19 protein-coding genes are annotated in these 21627 nt (G+C 45.1%); 8 read left to right on the top strand and 11 right to left on the bottom strand.

Translation table 11 applies throughout. The features are described 5' to 3' along the window. Positions 1–231: 231 nt before the first annotated feature. The 3 genes from QUB51_RS04915 to QUB51_RS04905 all read right to left on the bottom strand — a co-directional run bounded on the left by QUB51_RS04915 (position 232) and on the right by QUB51_RS04905 (position 2022). Entirely contained in the window at positions 232–1431 is a 1200-nt protein-coding gene (locus QUB51_RS04915; RefSeq protein ID WP_333260691.1) for a glycosyltransferase, read from the bottom strand. Positions 1432–1459: 28 nt separating this feature from the next. Further along, entirely contained in the window at positions 1460–1618 is a 159-nt protein-coding gene (locus tag QUB51_RS04910; protein WP_333207664.1) for a hypothetical protein, read from the bottom strand. A 197-nt stretch (positions 1619–1815) separates the two neighbouring features. Then, positions 1816–2022 carry a hypothetical protein gene (locus tag QUB51_RS04905; RefSeq protein ID WP_333057195.1) on the bottom strand — a complete coding sequence of 69 codons (207 nt, stop codon included), beginning with the start codon at positions 2020–2022 and terminating at the stop codon, positions 1816–1818. A gap of 114 nt (positions 2023–2136) precedes the next feature. Here QUB51_RS04905 and QUB51_RS04900 point away from each other — a divergent pair, with 114 nt between their 5' ends. Continuing rightward, positions 2137–2463, top strand: coding sequence for an MgPME-cyclase complex family protein (locus QUB51_RS04900; RefSeq protein ID WP_172192102.1), 327 nt, complete (start codon positions 2137–2139; stop codon positions 2461–2463). Further along, on the top strand, positions 2460–3197 hold the full coding sequence (locus QUB51_RS04895) for a hypothetical protein (RefSeq protein ID WP_333057193.1): 738 nt from the start codon (positions 2460–2462) through the stop codon (positions 3195–3197). Before QUB51_RS04900 ends, QUB51_RS04895 begins: the two co-directional genes overlap by 4 nt. 206 nt (positions 3198–3403) lie before the next feature. On the opposite strand, the gene QUB51_RS04890 is transcribed toward QUB51_RS04895, so the two are convergent. From QUB51_RS04890 to QUB51_RS04880, 3 genes are all read right to left on the bottom strand, one after another. After that, positions 3404–5608 (bottom strand): tetratricopeptide repeat protein, encoded by a 2205-nt coding sequence (locus QUB51_RS04890; protein WP_333260688.1) that lies wholly within the window; start codon positions 5606–5608, stop codon positions 3404–3406. Positions 5609–5626: 18 nt separating this feature from the next. Beyond that, the gene (locus QUB51_RS04885; protein WP_333057191.1) at positions 5627–6547 is read right to left on the bottom strand and encodes an Rpn family recombination-promoting nuclease/putative transposase; all 921 of its coding nucleotides are present in this window, start codon (positions 6545–6547) and stop codon (positions 5627–5629) included. Positions 6548–6707: 160 nt separating this feature from the next. Then, positions 6708–7643 (bottom strand): NAD-dependent epimerase/dehydratase family protein, encoded by a 936-nt coding sequence (locus tag QUB51_RS04880; protein WP_333057190.1) that lies wholly within the window; start codon positions 7641–7643, stop codon positions 6708–6710. Between the two features lie 271 nt (positions 7644–7914). Here QUB51_RS04880 and dnaG point away from each other — a divergent pair, with 271 nt between their 5' ends. Beyond that, positions 7915–9933, top strand: coding sequence for a DNA primase (dnaG, locus tag QUB51_RS04875; protein WP_333057188.1), 2019 nt, complete (start codon positions 7915–7917; stop codon positions 9931–9933). A 376-nt stretch (positions 9934–10309) separates the two neighbouring features. Here dnaG and QUB51_RS04870 read toward each other — a convergent pair whose 3' ends face one another. After that, positions 10310–10825, bottom strand: coding sequence for a pentapeptide repeat-containing protein (locus QUB51_RS04870; RefSeq protein WP_333042425.1), 516 nt, complete (start codon positions 10823–10825; stop codon positions 10310–10312). Between the two features lie 14 nt (positions 10826–10839). On the opposite strand from QUB51_RS04870, the gene QUB51_RS04865 reads away from it, so the two are divergent. Further along, on the top strand, positions 10840–11433 hold the full coding sequence (locus QUB51_RS04865) for a YraN family protein (protein ID WP_333233613.1): 594 nt from the start codon (positions 10840–10842) through the stop codon (positions 11431–11433). 201 nt (positions 11434–11634) lie between these two features. On the opposite strand, the gene QUB51_RS04860 is transcribed toward QUB51_RS04865, so the two are convergent. Beyond that, positions 11635–12024 carry a hypothetical protein gene (locus tag QUB51_RS04860; RefSeq protein WP_006632408.1) on the bottom strand — a complete coding sequence of 130 codons (390 nt, stop codon included), beginning with the start codon at positions 12022–12024 and terminating at the stop codon, positions 11635–11637. A 148-nt stretch (positions 12025–12172) separates the two neighbouring features. On the opposite strand from QUB51_RS04860, the gene queA reads away from it, so the two are divergent. Next, a complete protein-coding gene (gene queA, locus QUB51_RS04855; protein ID WP_333260683.1) occupies positions 12173–13312 on the top strand; it encodes a tRNA preQ1(34) S-adenosylmethionine ribosyltransferase-isomerase QueA in 1140 nt (379 codons plus the stop codon). Positions 13313–13354: 42 nt separating this feature from the next. Here queA and rpmF read toward each other — a convergent pair whose 3' ends face one another. Both rpmF and QUB51_RS04845 read right to left on the bottom strand, forming a co-directional pair. Continuing rightward, positions 13355–13528 carry a 50S ribosomal protein L32 gene (gene rpmF, locus QUB51_RS04850; protein WP_006632406.1) on the bottom strand — a complete coding sequence of 58 codons (174 nt, stop codon included), beginning with the start codon at positions 13526–13528 and terminating at the stop codon, positions 13355–13357. Positions 13529–13704: 176 nt separating this feature from the next. Then, positions 13705–14181 carry a TM2 domain-containing protein gene (locus QUB51_RS04845; RefSeq protein ID WP_333057184.1) on the bottom strand — a complete coding sequence of 159 codons (477 nt, stop codon included), beginning with the start codon at positions 14179–14181 and terminating at the stop codon, positions 13705–13707. A 416-nt stretch (positions 14182–14597) separates the two neighbouring features. Here QUB51_RS04845 and acsF point away from each other — a divergent pair, with 416 nt between their 5' ends. The 3 genes from acsF to QUB51_RS04830 all read left to right on the top strand — a co-directional run bounded on the left by acsF (position 14598) and on the right by QUB51_RS04830 (position 18110). Then, positions 14598–15674, top strand: coding sequence for a magnesium-protoporphyrin IX monomethyl ester (oxidative) cyclase (gene acsF / locus QUB51_RS04840; protein WP_333057206.1), 1077 nt, complete (start codon positions 14598–14600; stop codon positions 15672–15674). A gap of 160 nt (positions 15675–15834) precedes the next feature. Next, positions 15835–16716 (top strand): hypothetical protein, encoded by an 882-nt coding sequence (locus QUB51_RS04835; RefSeq protein WP_333057205.1) that lies wholly within the window; start codon positions 15835–15837, stop codon positions 16714–16716. Continuing rightward, positions 16701–18110 carry a site-specific DNA-methyltransferase gene (locus tag QUB51_RS04830; RefSeq protein ID WP_333057183.1) on the top strand — a complete coding sequence of 470 codons (1410 nt, stop codon included), beginning with the start codon at positions 16701–16703 and terminating at the stop codon, positions 18108–18110. Before QUB51_RS04835 ends, QUB51_RS04830 begins: the two co-directional genes overlap by 16 nt. A 121-nt stretch (positions 18111–18231) precedes the next feature. Here QUB51_RS04830 and QUB51_RS04825 read toward each other — a convergent pair whose 3' ends face one another. After that, positions 18232–21594, bottom strand: a complete 3363-nt coding sequence (locus QUB51_RS04825; protein ID WP_333260681.1) for a CHAT domain-containing protein — start codon at positions 21592–21594, stop codon at positions 18232–18234. Between the last annotated feature and the right edge of the window lie 33 nt (positions 21595–21627).

The following is a 21627-nucleotide window of genomic DNA, read 5'->3' as shown; positions in this document are numbered from 1 at the left end:
AGGCAAGATGCCTGTTCCACAAACAATAAAGAATTACAGCTTAATTCAAGGAACAGGCAAGATGCCTGTTCCACAAAGAATTACAGCTTAATTCAAGGAACAGGCAAGATGCCTGTTCCACAAACAATTAATTTTCCTGTGGGGAGTAGGGGTTGGGCATCCTGCCCGCCCTTGAAAGACTTATTAATAATGGTGCAAAATGTCAGTTAATCCATAGGTTTTGCACCATTCTCAAGCACTCTCAAACAGCGCCACTAATTTCTTGGCCTCTAAATCAACATTGTGTTGTTGAGCAACCCGTTCTGCTCCTGTTTTCCCCATTTGTTCTAGCTTTTCTAGAGGTGCTTCCAATACCGCGCGCATCGCTACGGCTAATGCTTCTGCGGAACCGGGAGGAACTAACCAACCGCAAACACCGGGTTCTACGAGCTCCGGGATGCCAGCAACATAGGTGCTAATTACGGGCCGATTGAGAGCGAGGGCTTCCATAATTACGACGGGCAAACCTTCGGCAAAACTCGGCAATACCATTGCGCGTGAAGCTAAAATCTCTTGCTGAACTCGATCGCCACTGGCCCAACCGGTAATTTCTATATGGTTTTGCAAACCAAGTTGCTGAATCTGCTGTTCAATATCCGATCGCAGCGGCCCGTCTCCTACGAGTACCAACTTAAACTCTAAGCCTTGAACTGCTAACTTGCTAGCAGCTTCTAGCAATAATAAATGACCTTTTTGTTCGCTGAGCCGGCCAATGCAAGCTAAGCGGGGTGCTGCGGGTATGGGGACGTAGGGTGCAGCTAAAAATGCAGCATCTACGCCGCAGTGTATGACGTGAATTTTTGACCAAAAAGTGCGATCGCACCACCGAAAAAGCTGACTTTTACCGAAGGAACTAACTGCTGCTACAAAGGTCGATCGTTTAATTTTTTCGTCTAAGGAAAGAAGTGTGGCTTTATCAAATTCTTCAGGCCCGTGAACGGTGAAACTGTAAGTCGGGCCGCCAAGCACGCGGCACAGCATTGCGACTGTTGTGGAATTTGTCCCGAAGTGAGCGTGAACGTGTGCTGTACCGGATTCTGCAAACCAATTTAAAAGAATGCAAGCTTCTGCTAAATAAGCTAGATGCAGCAAAATCCCCCGTTCCGAGTGCCAGCCAACTTTGAACATTAACCGCACAGCTTCGATGAATCGAATTGGTCTAGTTGCGGCAACGCGAAGCAAACCCCACGCTAACCCCTGTAAACCAACTCCTAAGATTACTTTAGTCGATTCTTGCTCTAGTTTGTCGGCTTCATCAACGAGTTCAGACTCGCAGGATCGGATCGAAAATCGTGCGACTTTCATGCCGCAATTTTCAACCGCTAGGACTTCTCTGCGGACAAAGCTGTGGCTGACTTTGGGATATTGGTTGACTAAATAAGCGATGTTCATGAACGGGGAGAAAATTTTATGGTAAAGCTTAGATTAGTTTAGCCTTTGGCTGCAATACGTGGGCAACAAATTTAGCTGATTTGTTGAGCTTATTTGAGCAGGGGCGGAGGGCGATCGCTTTTGGTGGGATGGGGGAAGTGACAGCGGGGCGATCGCTATTCCGGGGAGAGGAAATCAATTCACACATTTTACATTTTTAATACAATAGTCAGGACTGTTTTTAGGTAGTAGTCACAAACCTTTGATTTTCCCGCAAGCAGTTCGCTCGCCCTGAAAGCCTTTTTTTAGGGTTAGCAATCAAAAACTATCTCAAGTTTTTATATATGCAAACCACTCCCAATCAGGTTTAACAGCCCCCAGATTGCCTCAATAATTGGTAATTATTCAACCTGCAATTCCATCTAATTTCCTATTGTCACCTAAATTTTCCCGAAAATCACCAGCCCGAAAAATAATCGCCCAAATCCCCAAAAAACCAGCCACTCTCGCAACTCTCACAACTCCCCCAACACTCACCACCAAAGATTTTTCTGAAGCGACTTGCTCTGCATCTACCCAAGATGACAGCAAATAAGGTAAAGTAAACGGCACAAGAGTCTAGAACTCTCCAACTGCCGCAACTCGGCAAACCCGCCCCTGACCAGCAAAACTGGCCGATACAGGCGACATTAACCGCTAACCGTCAACCTCTAACAACCGACAAAAATGCAAACCTACTACTACGTTTTAGCCAGCCAACGCTTTTTGCTAGAAGAAGAAGCCCTAGATGAAGTGTTTAAAGAAAGAACTCGCAACTACAACGAACAAGAAAAACAAATAGACTTCTGGTTGGTCAAGCAGCCGGCTTTCCTAGAAGCACCGACAATGGCAGAAGTTAAAGCAAAATGCCCTCAGCCAGCCGCCGCTATTATTTCTACCGATCCTGTCTTCATCACCTGGTTGAAACTGCGATTAGAATATGTACTGACAGGTGAATTTCAAGCACCATCACCAACTATTCCTGATGCCCTTGCATCCCTACAGACAGCATGAATAAAAGAGCAAAATATCCGACAAAACAACTAACAACAATTAGGGGTAAATTGTACAAATTTATTTTGTCTCTCCCCCTATTTCCTGCTACTTCGATCGCCCTTTTGGTATTGACAATTTTATCGAGTTCTGTTAAAGCTCAGTCGAGCTGCCAACCGCCGCAGTCCGATGAATATCTACTGTTAATTGTCACCACAACACCCGAACAGCAAGAAAGAGCAAAACGCTCTTTCCCTGGAAATACTAACAACACAGTTTGTCGGTACATCAATGACACGGTGACGCGAGTTGGTGGCTTTCGCGACTCGCAAATCGCCAGCGATTGGGTTAAATACATCGAAGATGTTGTCGGATTGCAAGCTTACGTAGTACGATCGCCCGCAGCGGCACTACCCCAAAATTTGCCAGTCTACAACCCTCAGCCAGCACCAGGTTCAGAACCAATCACCAATTCTCCCAGTGGCAATCTTGCCTTCAATCCCCAACCCCTGGGCCCTGGTTATGCAGTGTTAGTAGATTACTTCAACCAACCGGAATTAGCAGGTCAAGTCAGGGAAGCATTAGGCACGCAAGTAGGCTTAGCTTCCTACGGCCAGCGTCCCTTTTTATTCGTCGCTTATACAACGGATCAAAACGCCGCTACTGCTGCTGTAAAAGCATTGAGCGATCGAGGTTTTTGGCCGATGTTAGTAGACAGCCGCCGAGTTACCGTAATTTCTCCCGCTGTTCGCTGAAAGCAAGAAGGAAGGCACTACACGGATGATAACACGGATACACGGATGAATTATCTAGTATTCATCATTCTTGACAAGGAAGAAGAAATAATAGCATTGTAGGGTGCGTCAGGTGAGTTTCTTAAACGATTATTGAGGGTTTAAATATCTGACGCACCTTACTAATTGTGACAATTGCTTAAGTTCTGACTAAATTTAATTAATAATTATTGTTGTTTTGGCTGTGGCTGATTGTTTTCGGGCTGACTTTCTGCCCGCTTTTTTGCTTCCATTGCGGCTCGGTAATCGGGTTTGTAGCGAATAGCTTTTTCATAGGAGGCGATCGCATCTTCGTATCTTTTTACCGCCACCAGTGCATTGCCGCGGCTGTACCAGGCTTCCGAGTAGTCAGGTTTGACATACACAGCTTCATTGTAAGATACTAGCGCATCTTCGTACCGCTTTAAATTGGACTGAGCATTTCCTCTATTGTACCACGCTTGATATTCTTTCGGGTTTAAATCTAAGGCTCTGCTGTAACACTCAATTGCTTGTTCGTACTTGCGTAATTCGTGGTAAGACCAACCTAAATTATACCACGCTTGATAATAATCCGGTTTTAATTTAACAGCTTTTTCGTAAGCTTCCACCGCTTCTTCATGCCTCCGCATTTTCAGCAAAGCGATGCCTTTACTGTACCACCCTTGATAAAACTTGGGCTGAAACCGCACGGCTTTTTCGTAGGCTTCAAAAGCTTCTTGGTTTTTGTTTAATTCTAGGAAGACATTGCCTAAATTGTACCAAGCTTCATAATTATCGAATTTGATTTCAACTGCTTTTTGATATGATTCAACGGCTCGATCGTACTGTTTTAATTTTTGGTGAGCTTGTCCCCGATTGTACCAGGCACGGTACAAATTGGGCTGAAATTTTACAGCTTTTTCGTAGGAAGTGATCGCCTCTTCGTACCGCTGCGAATCTAAGAGAACATCGCCTCTGCCTTCCCACGCTGCGGCATAGTCTGGCTGGATTTTCAAAGCGTTATCAAAAGATGCGATCGCCTCTTGAGACTGTTGCAACTTATCCAAAGCATAACCGCGTCCCGTCCAAGCTTCCAAGTATTCCGGCTTTAATTCTATGGCTTTATCATAAGCTGACTGCGATTCTCGATATTTTTTCAATTCATATAAAGTTTTGGCTTTTTCCTGCCACACTTCCGCGTAGTCAGGCCTGAGATTTATTGCTCGCTCATAAGCGACCAGAGCTTCTTCAAATCGGCTTAAATTGTAAAGAGTATTGCCTCGGTTGTACAGGTCAGTTGCATTGGCAGAATTAAAAGTGTTTACACCATAAATAGATGCTATAATACTGATGCCAATTAAACTGGCGATCGACAATATTTTAAAATACAGTTTTTTTCGGGATTTGGGCGGCCCCTTCGCAGCAGCCACCGGAGGCAATACAGGAACTGTACCGCTGAAAGAATTTTTCAATTCTTTAATAGCTTGCAGCGTTTCGCCGGCACTAGAATAACGTTGCCGAAAATCGTACTTTACCATCTTATCTAAAATAGTCGCAAATTCAGGACTGACTGATGTTTTGTCCTGCCAAATTATTTCCTCTGTCTCGGTATTTTTTGGCATTTGGTGAGGATTTATGCCAGTGAGGAACTGAATTGCGATCGCACCGACGGCATAGATATCGCTGCTGAGTTTCGGGTTGCCGTGAGCTTGTTCGCTGGGCATATAACCGGGCGTACCGATGCTGACACTCAAGCTATTCTTGGGCTGAGGAGTGGTGATTTGAGTAGTAATTTCTTTGACGGCGCCGAAGTCAATTAAAACTAATTTTCCGTCTCTATCTCTGCGGAGTATATTGCGGGGATTGACATCGCGGTGAATCACATTTTGCTGGTGTACAAAGTCTAAAATTTCGAGAAGTTCTTGCAATATACAAATGACTGCATCTTCCTGCATGACTCCCGCAGTTCCTCCTTGGTAAGAGGAACCCCCCCCAGCCCCCCCTTGGTAAGGGGGGGAGCCAAGTCCAGCCCCCCCTTGATAAGGGGGGGAGCCAAGTCCAGCCCCCCCTTGGTAAGGGGGGGTTTGGGGGGGTATAATTTCTTGGCTTAAATCGTGACCTTCAATAAATTCTTGAACTAGGTAAAATTCTTGATTTTCTTCAAAGTAAGCAAAAAGTCGGGGAATGCGATCGTGATTTCCCAACTTGTACAAAACTTGTGCTTCAGTATCAAATAAACGTCTTGCTACCTGTAGAGTTTCCGGATCAGTTGCGTGAGGTTTAAGCTGCTTGACGACGCAGAGGTGATTGCCTGGTAGCTGCTTATCTTCCGCTAAATAAGTTTGAGCAAATCCGCCGCCTCCCAAGTGACGGATAATACTGTAGCGATTGCCGAGTGTTATTCCAAGCATGAGATTTACCTAATATTCCTAATCTTTTGGAGAATTAGCTTCCAACCAAGCTGTTAAATCTTCGGCATTAGAAAAATCTAACATGGCTTCTGCAAGATTCTCTAATTTGTCGATCGGCAATTGGCGAATGCGGCTTTCAATATCCGGGTTTATTTGACCTAAACGGCGACTTAGCAAACGCATAATTAACCCTACTTGTCCTTCTTGTCTGCCTTCTTGTCTGCCTTCTTCCCGACCTAAAGCCACTGAACCCTCTTGATCTTGAGCAAAAAACTCTTGCTGTTGTAATATGTTAAATTCCTCCTGTGTCAAACTAACTTGATTGGCAATTTCAAAAGCTTTCTGAATTTCCGGGACTGTGACCATTGTTTGAGGTACTTCATCCAAAGTGCCAGTAGTTTTGATAAAGTAAATCCACTTGTCCGTAAGAGTTTCCAGTCGATCCAATTCTTTCTTAAATTTTGGCAACTCTACAAATACTAACTCAATATCATTTTGTAGATAATCAGACAGGCGAGTTCTTTCTTTGAAGACAAAATGCGAAATCACATCTTGCTCGCCGCGAAACATTTCAAAATCAGTGATAGTCAAAGCAATCACAGGTCGCAGTTGCTTGTATAGTTCTCCCCTTGTTAATTGGAGTGCATAGGTTTTTGCTGCATTGTACAAAACTCGCTTGCCAAAGGCCTGTACCTTCAAAACTTGCATTTCGATAATCACATATGTGCCGTCATTAAGTAGCGCTTTGACATCTAAGTAGCTGTTTTTTACTCCCGCTATTTGAGGGCCAAGATAAGGGTCAAGGATTTCTAAACTTTCAATTATCGATCGCCCTTCATAGAGTATGGCATTCAAAAAACTAATCAGAATGTCTGTACTCTGGGCGGAGCCAAATATTTTCTTGAAGGCAAAATCAATTTTGGGATTGATAAATCTCATGTTATTTTTCTCCTTCGACATTTGTACTTAACACGGCTGCCAACCTTACTGTGACAGTCTGTTTGCTTTCTTTCTTGTTCCCTCCCCGAACTCGCGGGGAGGGTTAGGGTGGGGTTCTAGATTTTTTCGGACATTAAGATGCTCCCACTATAACTTAACTTCAAACGGCTTTCAAAATCTCGTCATCAACTGAAAAATCTATCTCAGCTTTGCCCCGCCCCGAAACTACATAATCATTCTGAAAAGAATCTTTTAAGCCAGAAACTAAGTCAAATTCCGGCTGCCAGTTAAGCTCGGTGACAGCTTTATTAACTGAAGCAAAAAAGTGCTGCAATCTCATCGGAAAAGCTTTCTTTTTGCCGAAGTCAAATTGTTTGGGATCGTAGTGTACAATCTTAATAGCATCAGGGGATTTACCTGCTGCTTGAATGCAGGCGCGGGCTAAACCGTCAAAGGTGACAAATCGATCGCCTGAAACGTTGTAAATTTGCCCGATCGCCCTAGAGTTGCCCAAAACCGCCGCCATTGCTTTAGCCAAATCCTGACAGTGCCCCAACTGCGTGAAGTGCATTCCGTTACCGGGAATCGGAATCGGTCGATCGCGCACAATGCGATCGAAAAACCAAGCCTCTAAATCGTTATAATTTTGAGGGCCGTAAATGTAAGTCGGGCGAATCGAAGTCCAAGGCAAACCGGACTCTGCCAAGTAATTTTCGGTTTCGCACTTACCCAAATGCCGGCTTTTAGGATCGGTAGCGTCCCCTTCAATATGAGGCATTTGATCCGACTTCAAATAAACCCCCGCAGAGCTCATGTAAACAAAGTGCTGCACCCGCCCTTTAAATATTTCAGCTAAAGGCTTTGTATCGCTGAGTTCGCGGCCGTTGTTGTCAAAAACCGCGTCAAACTCAACCGTCGATAACTTTTCTTTTAGTTGTTCGACATTTGTGCGATCGCCCTGAATCTGTTTTACGCCCGCAACCGGTACAGGCTTGTTGCCCCGGTTAAACAACACCACTTCATGCCCTTGTGCTGCTAAAATCTTAGTAAGATAAACCCCAATAAACCGAGTACCGCCCATCATTAAAATTCGCATTAATTTCGATGCTCCTTACAGTTAGTATAAATATCTTACAATAAAGTTATGCCCTAGGGCGTGTTTTCTATCCCCGGAGATCCCCCTAAATCCCCCTTAAAAAGGGGAGTAGGGGTTGACTTTGACACTAATTATTTCACCTTTTTAAGGAGGCTGGGATTTTGAATCTCATGAGAAATCACTCAGAGTAGATAATTCATCCGTGTATCCGTGTCCTCATCCGTGTAGTGCTTTCCTTCTCCAACACTTTCAATTTGCCTAAAATAGCCCTATGCAAGTTCCCCGGCTGCATCCAGAAACAATCGAAGAAGTCAAACAAAGAGCCGACATAGTAGACGTTATTTCCGGTCGCGTCGTGTTGCGGAAACGCGGCAAAGAATTTGTAGGTTTGTGTCCTTTTCACGACGAAAAATCTCCCAGCTTTACTGTCAGTCCCGGCAAACAAATGTATTATTGTTTCGGCTGCGGTGCAGGCGGCAATGCTTTTAAGTTTCTCATGGAATTGGAGAAACGCCCTTTCAGCGAAGTAGTATTAGAATTAGCTAAAAATTATCAAGTCCCCGTCAAAACAGTCGAACCGGAACACCGACAAGAATTGCAGCGGCAAATTTCTCTGCGGGAACAACTCTATGAAATCTCAGCACTAACAGCCAACTTTTACGAACACGCTTTGCGGCAAACCCAAGGAGAAGAACCCTTAGCTTATCTCAAATCAGAACGCCAGCTAAGCGAAGAAACTATCCAACAATTTCAATTAGGTTATGCACCCCAAGGTTGGGAAGCACTTTACAGTTATTTAGTAGAACAGAAAAACTATCCCGCGCAATTAGTAGAACAAGCTGGATTAATTGTACCCCGAAAAAATGGCGGCAGCGGTTATTACGATCGCTTCCGCAATCGCATTATGATTCCCATTCGCGACACCCAAGGCAGAGTCATCGGTTTCGGCGGCAGAGCTCTCGGCGACGAACAGCCGAAATACCTCAATTCTCCCGAAACAGAACTGTTCGACAAAGGCAAAACTTTATTCGCCTTAGATACAGCCAAAACAGCCATTAGCAAAGCCGATCGCGCAGTGGTTGTAGAGGGGTACTTTGATGCGATCGCACTTCAAGCAGCCGGCATCTCCAACGCCGTCGCTTCCCTCGGCACAGCCTTAAGTTTAAACCAAGTGCGGCAGTTATTGCGCTACACTGACTCCAAACAAATTATCCTTAACTTCGACGCCGACAAAGCAGGAACTCAAGCAGCAGAACGCGCGATTGGGGAAATAGAAAAACTCGCTTATCAAGGAGAAGTCCAACTGCGGGTGCTCAACATTCCCGACGGCAAAGATGCCGACGAATACCTCAAAACATACTCCCCAGAACAATATCGAGAATTGCTCGAAAATGCTCCATTGTGGCTCGACTGGCAATTGCAACAAATGCTCGTAAATCAAGATTTGAAGCAAGCCGATACTTCCCAGCAAGTCACAAAAAAAATTATTAATTTATTAACTAACATCACTGACGACAATCAGCTAGCACATTACCTGCAAAAGTGCGCCGAAATTCTCAGCAAAGGAGATTTTAGACTCACAAAAATGATTGCTGAAAACTTGCTCAATCAAGTAGTCAGCGATTGGGCTAAGCGCCAGAGTCAAGACGAATCTTTGACAATGCCCCTGTTAATTAGAAACAAGCTGAAGCCGAACAAACAATATAAAAAGCAGCGTGCAAGCGGCGAAAACCAAAGCTCAAAATCAAGCTTATCTGCCGTAGCCCGCAGTCTTTTAGAAGAAGCAGAAGCGCAATTATTGCAGATTTATTTGCACTGTCCCGAATACCGCCAAGATGTCAGAGAAGCAATAGAAGCTAGAGACGTGCAGTTTAGCCTTTCTCACCACAGATTTTTGTGGCACCAGATTGTGAATGCAGAAATATTGCACAAAATGTCTTTACAAGTAGCGCCTTCAGAGTTAATATTGAAATTACAAGATAGCTTCATTGAATATCCCAATCAACTCAATCAAATCTCGCATTTATTTCACTTGAATGAGTTCTCAGAAAGAAATGTTTATCGCGCACCTCTAGTAATTAGATCGGCCCTCGCCTGTATCGAGCAAATTATCAGCATGAAGCGCCGCCGGATTGCACTCAATATGTGGGAAAAAGCCAAGGCCGCTAGCAGTGGCGAAGAGGCTATAGAATATCACCAACTATTCTGTGCCGAACAAGAATGGCTCAAGGAATTAGAGCGGCTGCGTCAAGTTAATTTTTACGATTTAACATCCGTGCCTTGGGGCTAATACCCTTTTAGATTTTAGATTTTAGATTTTAGATTGGAGATTGGAGATTGGAGATGACTCGTTCGATATAGGTGGGAAGCTAGGGCTGTTTCGGGGCAACCACGGGGAGTAGGGGTCGGATTGCCCCTACCGAAAAGCAGGGTTTTGTAGGGGCGGTGCCAAGAGTGCCCGCCCAGCCCATAGACGAGCGGGTAGGGGTTTCAGATATCGGGGCAACCACGGGGAGTAGGGGTCGGATTGCCCCTACAAGAGAATGAAACAGCCCTGGGTTTGAAGCTTGCGTGCGGTTACATTTTTTTAAACTGATATAAGGAATAAAGTCCCTACTAAGAACCCGTTTGTACTAAGGACTTTATTACTTTATTCAACGACCCTTTTAATAATCGCAAAAAAGAGTTTCGCGAGTATCTCTACCTGTCACGGGATTAGTACCTTTTGCCACTTTACAAAGTTTTTCTATCATATCGTCTCGCAGCAGTGTCTCAGTAAAATCTGCACCGTCAATGATAGCTCCTTCCAGCCTGGTATTGTAAGCGAAAGCACCCTCAAGGATAGCATTAGTTAAATTCGCTTTCATCATGCGAGCTAAATCTAAAGTAGCACCCGTGAAATTAGCGCCTTCTAAATTTGCTTCTTCCATATTGGCCGCAAAAAAGCTGACGCCCCGCAAATCTGCATTAGTAAAATTGCTGTTGCGAAGATTGGCTTTATTAAAGCTGTCGTCAGTCAGAACTTGGCCAGTAAAATCAGCGCCGACTAGGATTTCTTTGTCGTGATCCAAAGCGAAAGCAGGTGCGGGATTAATGCCGATCGCCCCAGCGGCAATTACTGCTAAAATAACAAAACTCAGCAAGAAAGTATAAATATGTTGGCGAATTCGAGAAATCATCATACAAGTTCAAGCTAATGAGCAGTCGTGACAGTTCTGAATTGAATTCTACCAGAAAGCGCGTCAAGCGTAGCTATCCCGTAGGGAATCGCCCGCTTGCCACCGCTGACTCCAATTCCCCCCAATCTCCAAACTCTAGGGATATCGGCACATTGGGAGAAAACTTAGTCGCCGAGTGGTTGCAGCAGCAAGGTTGGGAAATCCTGCACCGCCAGTGGCACTGTCGCTGGGGAGAGATTGACATCATCGCACTCGGAAGAGATGAAGAAAGCGCAAAAAACCGAAGTCTTCCCAATCACACATCCCAAACATTAGCATTTGTAGAGGTGAAAACTCGCCGCCGGGGAAATTGGGATGCGGGTGGAATGTTGGCTATTAATACCACAAAACAAGCCAAACTTTGGCAAACAGCCGAAATATTTTTAAGCACCCATCCAGATTTAGCCAATAATTATTGTCGCTTTGATGTCGCTTTAGTCAGGTGCGAACCTTCACAACAAAACACTAAGCAAATCTTACCACCATTAACAGCAGCGCACTCTCAATCCGCCGTTGCAGGTAACTACCGACTCACCCTGCAAGAATACATTCGATCGGCTTTTAGCATTTAAAAATATATAATAATTAAAATTTAGAGGGTAAAATCTCAAACCAATGCCCCTAGGTCATTTTTAATTGTTAACTTGCCTAGGCTGTCGCGCAGTTCTCTCTTAAGCTTTAACGGAGCTGAAAAAAGCGTTAAATCTTCTCCCGCTTTCCCCTTCTCTCCCTCTCCTGTTCTGTCATCACAGTTAATGTATATGCGTAGCAATCTAGGCCAGAGTTTCCGGGCAATATCCCAGACCCTTGACAAACTGCTGGCGAAACGCTTCAATTTCTTTGCGGTCAGGGCTGCCGTGACAAACCACGGCCACCTGGTAGCGGCGCATCACGCTCAGTGGCGACTGTCCGGTTTCCAAACTCCAAAGCGCCATTTGCAAGCGAATTTCAGGATCGTAAGGAATCCCGAGTTCGTTCATAAAAGCCCGAAAATCCCCGTGCATTTCGGGAGTTAAGTATTGGCTCATTTTCACCTTTACCACCCAGCCGTCAATTTGGTGAATAACAGTGATAAATTGCAAGGGAAGATGATGAGCCGTGCGTAGGTAATCCACGACTCTCAGAGTAAGGCTAGTATTGGCGATGTAGTAGAGGTATTCCATAACGATCCTTATGAGCAAAGCTGATGCTATACCTCTATCCTCGCGGGGTATACCCGCCACCACAAGGGGAAAAGCACCCGACTTTGGATGGGGGTTTTTACCCAATTTGTTACCCAGTTGACAGATCGATCGCACAGGAATTCACTTGATGACAGAGATGGACTGGTCTTTGGACGGCTACGACTACGAACTTCCGCCCTCGCGCATTGCCCAAAATCCCGTAGTGCCGAGGGACAGTTCTCGCTTGCTGGCTGTAGATTCTCCCAGCAGCCAGCAACACCGGATTTTTAGGGATTTACCCGATTTGCTGCAACCGGGCGACTTGCTGGTACTGAACAACACCCGCGTGCTGCCAGCGAGGCTCTACGGGCACAAACCCAACGGCCCGGCTGTGGAGATATTGTTGATGGAAGAACGGCAGCACAACTGTTGGCTGGCTTTGGTTAAACCGGGGAAACGCTTAAAGTTGGGAGCAAAAATTGAGTTTGATCCCATCGCCCCTGCCGATGAGAACTCGATCGCAGCTCCTTGCTGTTGCCGAACCGATGCCACGATGCCAGATCGTCGTCGATTGACTGCAACAGTTATAGAGAGGGACGACGCCACAGGGGGACGGCTGTTGGAGTTTGACATCCCCACAGATGAGAATCTGGTGAAGTTTTTGGACGAATACGGCCACATACCCCTGCCGCCCTACATCGAAAATTCCCAAGCTTCAGCGGAACAGTACCAGACTGTTTATGCCGATCGGCTTGGGGCGGTGGCGGCCCCCACAGCAGGCCTGCACTTCACCGAAGAATTGTTCAGCCGCTTGGAACAGCGGGGAATAGAAAAAACTTTTGTCACCCTACACGTCGGAGTAGGGACGTTTCGCCCGGTGGAGGTGACAGACGTGACGGCTCACAAAATGCACGGCGAATGGGTGGAAGTACCCGCCGCCACCGTTGAGAAAATCCGGGAAACTCAAGCCCGAGGCGGGCGGATCATTGCCGTGGGTACAACAGCAGTGCGAGCTTTAGAGGGAGCCGCCGCCGCGAGTGGCGATTTTTCCTTGCAACCTTTTTGCGGCCAGACTAATTTGTTTATCTACCCTGGTTACAAGTGGCGGGTTGTAGAGGGGATGATTACCAATTTTCACTTGCCCCGCTCTACTTTGATGATGATGATAAGTGCGATGATTGGAAGGCCTCGGCTGTTGGATTTGTACCGAGAAGCGATCGAGCATCAGTACCGCTTTTATTCCTTTGGCGATGCCATGCTGATTTTACCAGCAGCAAAAAAGGATTGATCGATCGGGCATCGGGTTCGCCCCATGCCCGGTATTCCGTTTCTATTCTTCCTCCTCTTCTTCATTGCCAGGATACACGAAGCTGTTGGAACGTCCAGTCAGAACAGATTTGCCCAGAGACAGAGCTTTCTGAGCTGCCACTACAGCTTTGCGCTTCCATGTGGCCTTACGCATATTCTTCTTGGATTTGGAGGTTTTCTTCTTAGGGACTGCCATGACGCTAAATACTTTCTGCTTATATAGACAAACAAACATTCTAGCCGATTTTGTCGGCAATGCTTACTCAAAAAACGGCAATAACTGCTCACCAACCAATATCAAGTAGTAGGGTGCGTCAGCGATTAGCTTCTGGAAAAATAGACAAAATCCCCTAGATCACGCACCCGCAGCAGCTAAAGTTCGTGAAAGTGGTAGATCACGACGCCAGTTACCGCATCGTTCTCGATACTCACATAATCCGTTTTGAGCAGTGCCGTGAAAGCCTCTTCCACTTCGGCAAAAGTAGCGCCGGTTGCCATCACCCCTTGGGTGACAGATAATCTTCCGTTCTTGGTATAAGCTGCCTTCAGGAGTTTAACCCCTAACTGATCTGGAGTTTGCTTGGAATATGTCGCGGCGATCGCCCCGTTGCTGGGATATAGCGGTATACCTTCGCGAGATACGCCGAGTTTGCCCCTGAGACTGGCATTGTGTTCGTCCACCATGTTCGGCAGCAGCAGCAAGTCAAACAATTGCCCAAACCCAAACAAACCAAAGGTAAACAGCCACAGCAAACCCGTACCAATCTTGCCGTTGTAGAGGCGGTGGAGTCCGAAGGGGCCGAAAAAACAAGCTGCCCATAAAAGGTAACTAACACCTAAATTGCTCATTTTCTGACCGTCCTGCCTGGTTATTCTAAGAATTGGAGTCCTTTTATCCATTTTGTACTTTCTATCTGGTGTTTGAACAGTTTGACACCAGCAGATATTTGTGCATAGTCCGAAGTTATTGGTTATTTACTACCAATTCCCCAATTCCCCATGCCCTAGGCCCCATGCCCCATGCCCCATGCCCATGCCCATGAGTAATTTTGCGTAGCAATTCTTAACGCCAGCAACATATTTTCGCGGGCGAGAGCTTGGTAAACTGGAGGGCGTGGAAATTACAGCAGCTTAGACCTGGATTCCACACGGAGCGCCAAAGCAAGCGCGCCGCCAGCGCTGGCCGGACATACACGAGCGCGATCGCCCGCAGTACCCGACAATGGAAACAAGCGAGTAGTTATAAGCAGAAATCCAATAAACATATGGTAGATTCCCTCAAAAAACCCACTTTTGAAGAACTGCGGCCGGGAGTGAAAGCCCCAGCCAAAGAAACTATTCTCACGCCGAGATTTTACACAACAGATTTTGACGAGATGGCCAAAATGGACATCTCGGTAAACGAAGCCGAACTAGAAGCAATTATCCAAGAGTTCCGCGTTGACTACAACAAAAACCACTTCGTGCGGGATGAGGAGTTCGCTCAATCTTGGGATCACATTGACGGCGAAAAACGCCAGTTGTTCATTGAGTTTCTAGAACGTTCATGCACCGCTGAGTTTTCTGGGTTCTTGCTTTACAAAGAATTGGGACGCAGGCTCAAAGACAAAAATCCAGTGCTCGCCGAGGGTTTCAACCTGATGTCCCGCGACGAAGCGCGGCACGCCGGATTCCTCAACAAAGCGCTGTCCGACTTTAATTTGTCCCTGGATTTGGGTTTCTTGACAAAGAGCCGCAGTTACACATTCTTTAAGCCGAAGTTTATTTTCTACGCGACTTACTTGTCTGAAAAGATTGGTTATTGGCGCTACATCACGATTTACCAGCACTTAAAAGCCCATCCTGAAGACCAGATTTATCCGATTTTCCGATTCTTTGAAAATTGGTGCCAGGATGAAAACCGCCACGGAGATTTCTTCGATGCGGTGATGAGAGCTCAGCCTCAGATGTTGAACGATTGGCGCGCTAAGCTGTGGTGCCGTTTCTTCTTGCTGTCGGTGTTCGCGACAATGTATCTCAATGATATCCAGCGTGCGGGTTTTTATCGATCGCTCGGTCTAGATGCTCGCGAATACGACATCGAAGTCATCAAAAAGACCAACGAAACAGCAGGCCGCGTATTCCCCGTCATGCTGGACGTGAACAATCCAGAATTTTATGAACGGCTGGATATTTGCCTCAAGAACAATCAGCAGTTGACAGCAATTGTTGCTTCTAATACTCCGAAATTCTTGCAATTCTTCCAAAAATTGCCTTTGTACTTGTCGAACGGCTGGCAGTTGTTGAAGCTGTACTTCATGAAAACAATTGAATCACCTTCAGTACAGGGCGCTGTGCGTTAAGTTTTGATTTTTCATCCTCTGTGACGGCGGTTCTGCGGCAAGCAGAGCCGCTTTTTTTAGGTATAATGTTAGATTAGTTTTGATGCTCGATCGTGCGATCGAGTTTCAAATTCAAGCGAAATTTATGAAGGAGTTAATTGTGAGATGAAGGGTGAGTAATATGATATCGGGAAGACGCAACTCTTTTGTAGACTACAAAGCAGATGGACACAACTGGATAACTTTGATGACAGGAGAATACTATCCAGATATCTTACAAGAGGCTTGCCAACTTTACGAACCAGTTTTAGTAATGTTTGGGCAATTACTCAGGACTTCTGAATCATCAGTGCGCCTATTTATACAGATTTCTGAGGTTCCTAGCACATGGATGCGAGTTCAACTTCTCAGGGTGTTTCGCAAGTATGTTAGCCCTGAGATTCCAGTTGAAATGCTCAGAAGGAAAAAAAAGACAGCGGATATTTGCAATCAGTTTGGATCTCGTTTTAGGTCTGTTCAAGAAGTTCAAGCTGCATACATGACTCGTCCTATTCCTGACGAGGCAATGTCCGCTTTGTTGTGGGAATACAAAAGTCGTGGCAACAAAGGATACGACCTAACTGAAAGGTTTTTTTCCTTATTCCGCTTACATTTTCCATACTTGGCAATCCGAGGGCCAGAGCGAGCCGGAAAAGATATCCTGATGGGAAATGTCTTCGCAAACTATTCCAACCCGAAACGCCCAGTTGATTTTGCAATCTACGATATTAATGAAAATGAATTGCTGGCAATAGGATTAGCACGATATGATTCAGATAGAGGTGGTGCACAAGAAGACGATCGAACAGGCGGTTATCGTAGCTGTGCTGATGAAATCCTCAGTTACGCACAAAATCACAATTTAAGAACTAAGGTAATTTTTTTGAATGATGGGCCTGGTCTTTTACTCGGTTCAATGTGGGATGACTACGCAGATATTGAAAATAGTTGGCCAGATCAGATTATGGTATTGACACTGCGTATGGTTCCAGACCGAATTACAGTGGAATGGCTGCGTTATTAAAAATAGGAGTGAGAATGGCTACTGGTATTTCAAAAAAACAATCGAAAGATCAAGCTACATCCAATCTTAATGAAAGTAAATTAAACAATAGCTTGGATGCGTGTTTTTTATATCCGGGAAAACAGCCTGCTAGTGAAGTTTTAGGCACTAAGAAAGCTAAATGTGTAAAATTGTGGGCTAACAATGAACAGCCAAGTGGGCTGGATGAAAACCGTATATACTATGGTGATAACTTGCCCATTTTAGCAAATTTACTTCAAGATAACTCTGTTCAAGGTAAAGTAAAATTAATTTACATAGATCCGCCTTTTGCAACGAAAACTATATTTAAATCGCGATCTCAGACTGATGCTTATTCTGACTTATTAGCAGGTAACAGCTATATTGAATTTATTCGTCAGAGGTTGATACTATTGAGAGAGTTATTAGCTGATGACGGCTCAATATATGTCCATCTTGATGATAAAATGGCATTTTATATCAAGGTGATTATGGATGAAATTTTTGGTCAACGCAATTTTAGAAATTGGATTACTCGCAAAAAATGTAATCCAAAGAACTACACAAAAAAGACTTACGGCAATGTTTCAGATTTTATCCTGTTTTATAGTAAATCAGATACTTATGTCTGGAATCGTCCTGTTGAAGAATGGACAGATAAGCGCGCCAACAAAGAATATGAATACATTGAAAAGGAAACTGGACGGCGATATAAAAAGGTTCCGATTCATGCGCCTGGAGTGCGAAATGGCGAAACTGGAAAGTCTTGGCGAGGGATGAATCCGCCACCGGGAAAGCATTGGCAATTTCCACCTCAAACACTAGATGAAATGGATGCTAGAGGGGAAATATATTGGTCTGCAACAGGAAATCCCCGTCGCAAGATATATTTGGATAGCAGTAGCGGGATTCCCGTACAAGATATTTGGCTAGAGTTTCGCGATGCTCACAATCAGAATATTAAAATTACAGGTTATCCAACTGAGAAAAACCGCGATTTACTTAGTCGAATTATTCGAGCTTCATCAAATCCTGATGATTTAGTGCTCGATTGCTTTGCTGGTTCTGGTACGACTTTGAGTGTGGCTTCGGAGTTTGGGAGGAGATGGATAGGAATTGATAATAGTTCTGAGGCGATCGCAACTACTTTGCGCCGTTTTGCTAAGGGTTGCGAACGAATGGGCGATTTTGTCAGCCAGCAAACATCGCTACACCAGAATCCATCGGATGACGAGTCTCGCCAATTATCGCTTTTTAACTTAGATGAATCTATATTTCAAGCTGAGTCTCCCTTAGAAAAAAGCGAGATGATTAATAACTTTGATCTTTATGCAACTGATTCGTTTGCTGGGGAACTAGAAGATATTGTGAGGCAATGGAGAGAATGGCAGTAGCAGCGGACAATAAAACTCACAAAAAGCATTCCGCCACATCGCAAAAATTGGCTCGACTATTACCATATAAGATTTATCAACTATTAACCTGACTTGATATCCTAGCTGTTTTTCATAAAATTTATCGCCATTCCCCCTGAATAGTAAAAGCCGCCCAATAATAAGGATAACGCCACTCTTCCTGCTTCCACATTTCCAGTTGTGCCGCCCTCAATGCTGCCGCTGGCCTTAACCCTTTTTGCAGCATTCCCTGATAGAAACTCGACATTAATGTAGCTGTTCCTTCATCATCCACATTCCACAAACTCACCACAACTCGCTGAGCCCCTGCATACATAAATCCCCGTGTCAATCCTACCATGCCCTCGCCTTGAATGTTCTGCCCTAATCCGGTTTGACAGGCACTTAACACTACTAAATCTGCTGCTAATTTGAGATTGAAAATATCAGTAAGTCGCAGAAATCCGTTTAAGGGATTCCCCTTTTCATCTACCAGTGACAAGATGATTCCCGATAGTTCCGGGTTAGTGCTATTCGCTAAACCGTGAGTGGCAAAATGAATGATTTTATATTGGCTTAAGTTCTGACTGGTTGCTGCGGCGCGGCTGGCTTCAAAATCCAAAGATGCGGTGCGAGAATTGGCCGGAACTAACGCTTGAATGATTTGAGCTTCTTGGCGAGTGAATTGTAAACGGCTCAACTGTATGTTATTGGCGCGGCTAGAGCGGCTTAAACCGAGATTTACTGATTCTATTGCTTGGGGATTGGCGCTATTAGACTGGGTTCTGACTCGTTCATCGTCACCGCTAAAAACTGGATCGGCGAGCATTGCTAAAGTCCGAGTTGGGGGTTGTCTGTCATTGTAGTTTTGTCTTAAGATTCCCAAGGTGGAAGCAGAAGGCAGCAGCACAATTTCATGGTCTACAATTAAAGGCGAATTCCCATTTTCACCGGATTTTCCGGGGAGTGAGAGGGCGGCAAAGGGGAGGTAATTGAGAATGCCATCGCCAACAATCAGCAGGCGCTTTTGAGCGAGTTGTGCTGCTACTGGCTGTAAAATAATTTGACTAAGCGTGTTGTTAGCTTCAGCAACTCGATCGGGAATGTTTCGGTAGCGCGGGTTAGTCACAGCATTGCGGAAATTGCGGGCGACTTTTTCGATGTCAACCTGTTTGGGCAATTCATAACTGGTGATACTGGTTTTAGTCACAGCCCAGAGATAGCTACGATGTTTCCCTAAAGAATACTGGAGTAAAATGGTATTGTCATCGAGGATTTGTTGTTGAATCTGTGCCAGCGTTAGAGGTTGCGGTTGGGTGAGGGTGGCGTACCGGGGACTGGTGGAGCGGATTTGGGCTTGAATGTCCTGATATTGTCCTAGTAAAGTTTGCCGTTTTTGGTCTAATTCTACTTTTTCTGCGGGGGTATGATTGGGGCGGCTTAGAGTTTCGATTCGGCGTGTTTCTAAGGCATCGAGTTGCTGTTGTAAATTGCGTTCTTGCTGCAATAATTCCGGGGCTACACCTTGGCGAATATCGGCGTTTGCTTCTTGAAGAAGTTCGAGAAGGCTGCGGGCACGGGAACTTTCGCTGGCTTCTAAGGCTTTGCGATCGTAACCAGAGTTGGGATTGGTTTTGTGCAGTTCCATTAACAGGTCAATGTATAACTGGTAATAGTGTTGTACGGTGGCAAAGTATGAGATGCGGAGCTCGTGGTTGGTAATTTTGGTGCGGAGGTTTTCGATGATTTTGATGGAGGTTTCAATGTCAGTGAGGGCTGCGATTAAATTGCCTCGATCGCCTTTGAGAATAGCCCTATTGTAGAGGGTGAGGGCTTCCCCAGGACGATCGCCCACAGCGCGAAACAGTGGCAGGGCTTGGTTGAAATATTCTTCTGCTTTCTGCTGTTTTCCCAATTCTGAGTAAGTATTACCTGCATTGTTGAGGGTGTGGGCTTCTCCACGCGGATCTCTCGCTTTTTGTCTCAAATCGAGGGCTTGTTTGTAGTAGTCGAGGGCTGTTTGTTTTTCTCCCAAATCTGAATAGACTAAGCCAGTATTGTTGAGGATAGTGGCTTCCTTAGCCCGATCGCCCATAGCGCGGAATAAGGGAAGGGCTTGGTTGAAATACTCTTTTGCTTTCTGTTTTTCTCCCAAATCGTTGTAGGCTAAGCCGATGTTGTTGAGTGTGGTGGCTTCCGCAGTGCGATCGCCCAAAGATGTGTCGCTGTTTGCGGGTAGGTTCGAGATGTTGCTGAGGTTGATACTTGCTTCAGGGCGATCGCCCATTTCCCGAATTAGGGAAAGGACTTGGTTATAGTAGTCGATGGCTTGCTGTTTCTCTCCCAAAGCATAGTAGACGGCGCCGATATTGTTGAGGATGACGGCTTGTTTAGGGCGATCGCGTATAGTCTGATGCCAAGAAAGAGCTTGCTTGTAGTAGTTCAGGGCTTGCTGTCTGTCTCCTAATCTATTAATAATGAAGCCGATTTGATGCAGCGTGTAAGCTTCCTTCTCCCTATTTCTAAGCATTTGATAAAGCGAACGCGCTGCATCAAACTTTTGCAAGGCTTCCTGATAAGATGCTGCTGTTTCTTGAGCGAATAATCGCCTAGCTTCCTGAATCAATTGATCGGCTTCATCTGTTTTTTGATTTAATAGTTGTTTGTTTTTCTGAATTAATCGATCGGCTTCCCCATCCGGGATTTGATTTCTACTGAGATCGAGGGTTGTCAGGTTTACCAATCCCGCTAAAGGTTGGGCATCTGCGATTTGATTTCTACTGAGGTGTAGGGCGGTCAGATTTGCCAATCCCCCTAAAGGTTTGATATCTGCGATTTGATTGGATTCGAGGAAAAGCAGTATCAGATTTGTCAATCCCGATAATGGTTTCACATCTGCGATTTTATTGCCACTTAAATAAAGAAAGTTTAACTCAGTCATTTTCGATAAAGGTGTCACATCTACAATTTGATTAGATGCGAGGGACAGCCCTGTTAGATTAGTCAATCCAGCTAAAGGTTTTACATCGACGATTTGATTGGCTTCGAGGAAAAGCTCTGTCAGATTAGTCAGCCCCGATAATGGTTTCACGTCTGAGATTTGATTTAAATTGAGGACGAGATATCTCAGATTAGTCAGTCCCGATAAGGGTTGCACATCTGTTATTTGATTTCTACTGAGGTTGAGCTTTCTCAGATTGGTGAATTTTGATAATGGTTTGATATCGACTATTTGATTGCGAATCAGGGAAAGTTCTGTGAGATTAGTCAGTGTTTTTTGAGCGCGATCGCACTCTTGTGTTTTTGCTTTTGATAGCAACACCTCCACCGTATGTCTGGCTTCAGGGGTCAAATTCTCTTTGTTGCTACAAAAATCAGCAAAACTTTCAAATGTCTGGGGATTTGGCGCGGCGGCAGATCCCATCAAGATAGTCGCACCTACAGCTAACCCCCAACGCCCCCAAATCGAAAGTATGGGATTCATAAGCACTCGCTCAAAAAAAGACATGATTAGCTG

Origin of the sequence: Microcoleus sp. AT8-A3, assembly GCF_036705675.1 — a bacterium.
Taxonomy (GTDB): domain Bacteria; phylum Cyanobacteriota; class Cyanobacteriia; order Cyanobacteriales; family Microcoleaceae; genus Microcoleus.
The sequence above is the reverse complement of the archived record's forward strand: the minus strand, read 5'-3'. Positions and strand labels throughout refer to the sequence as shown.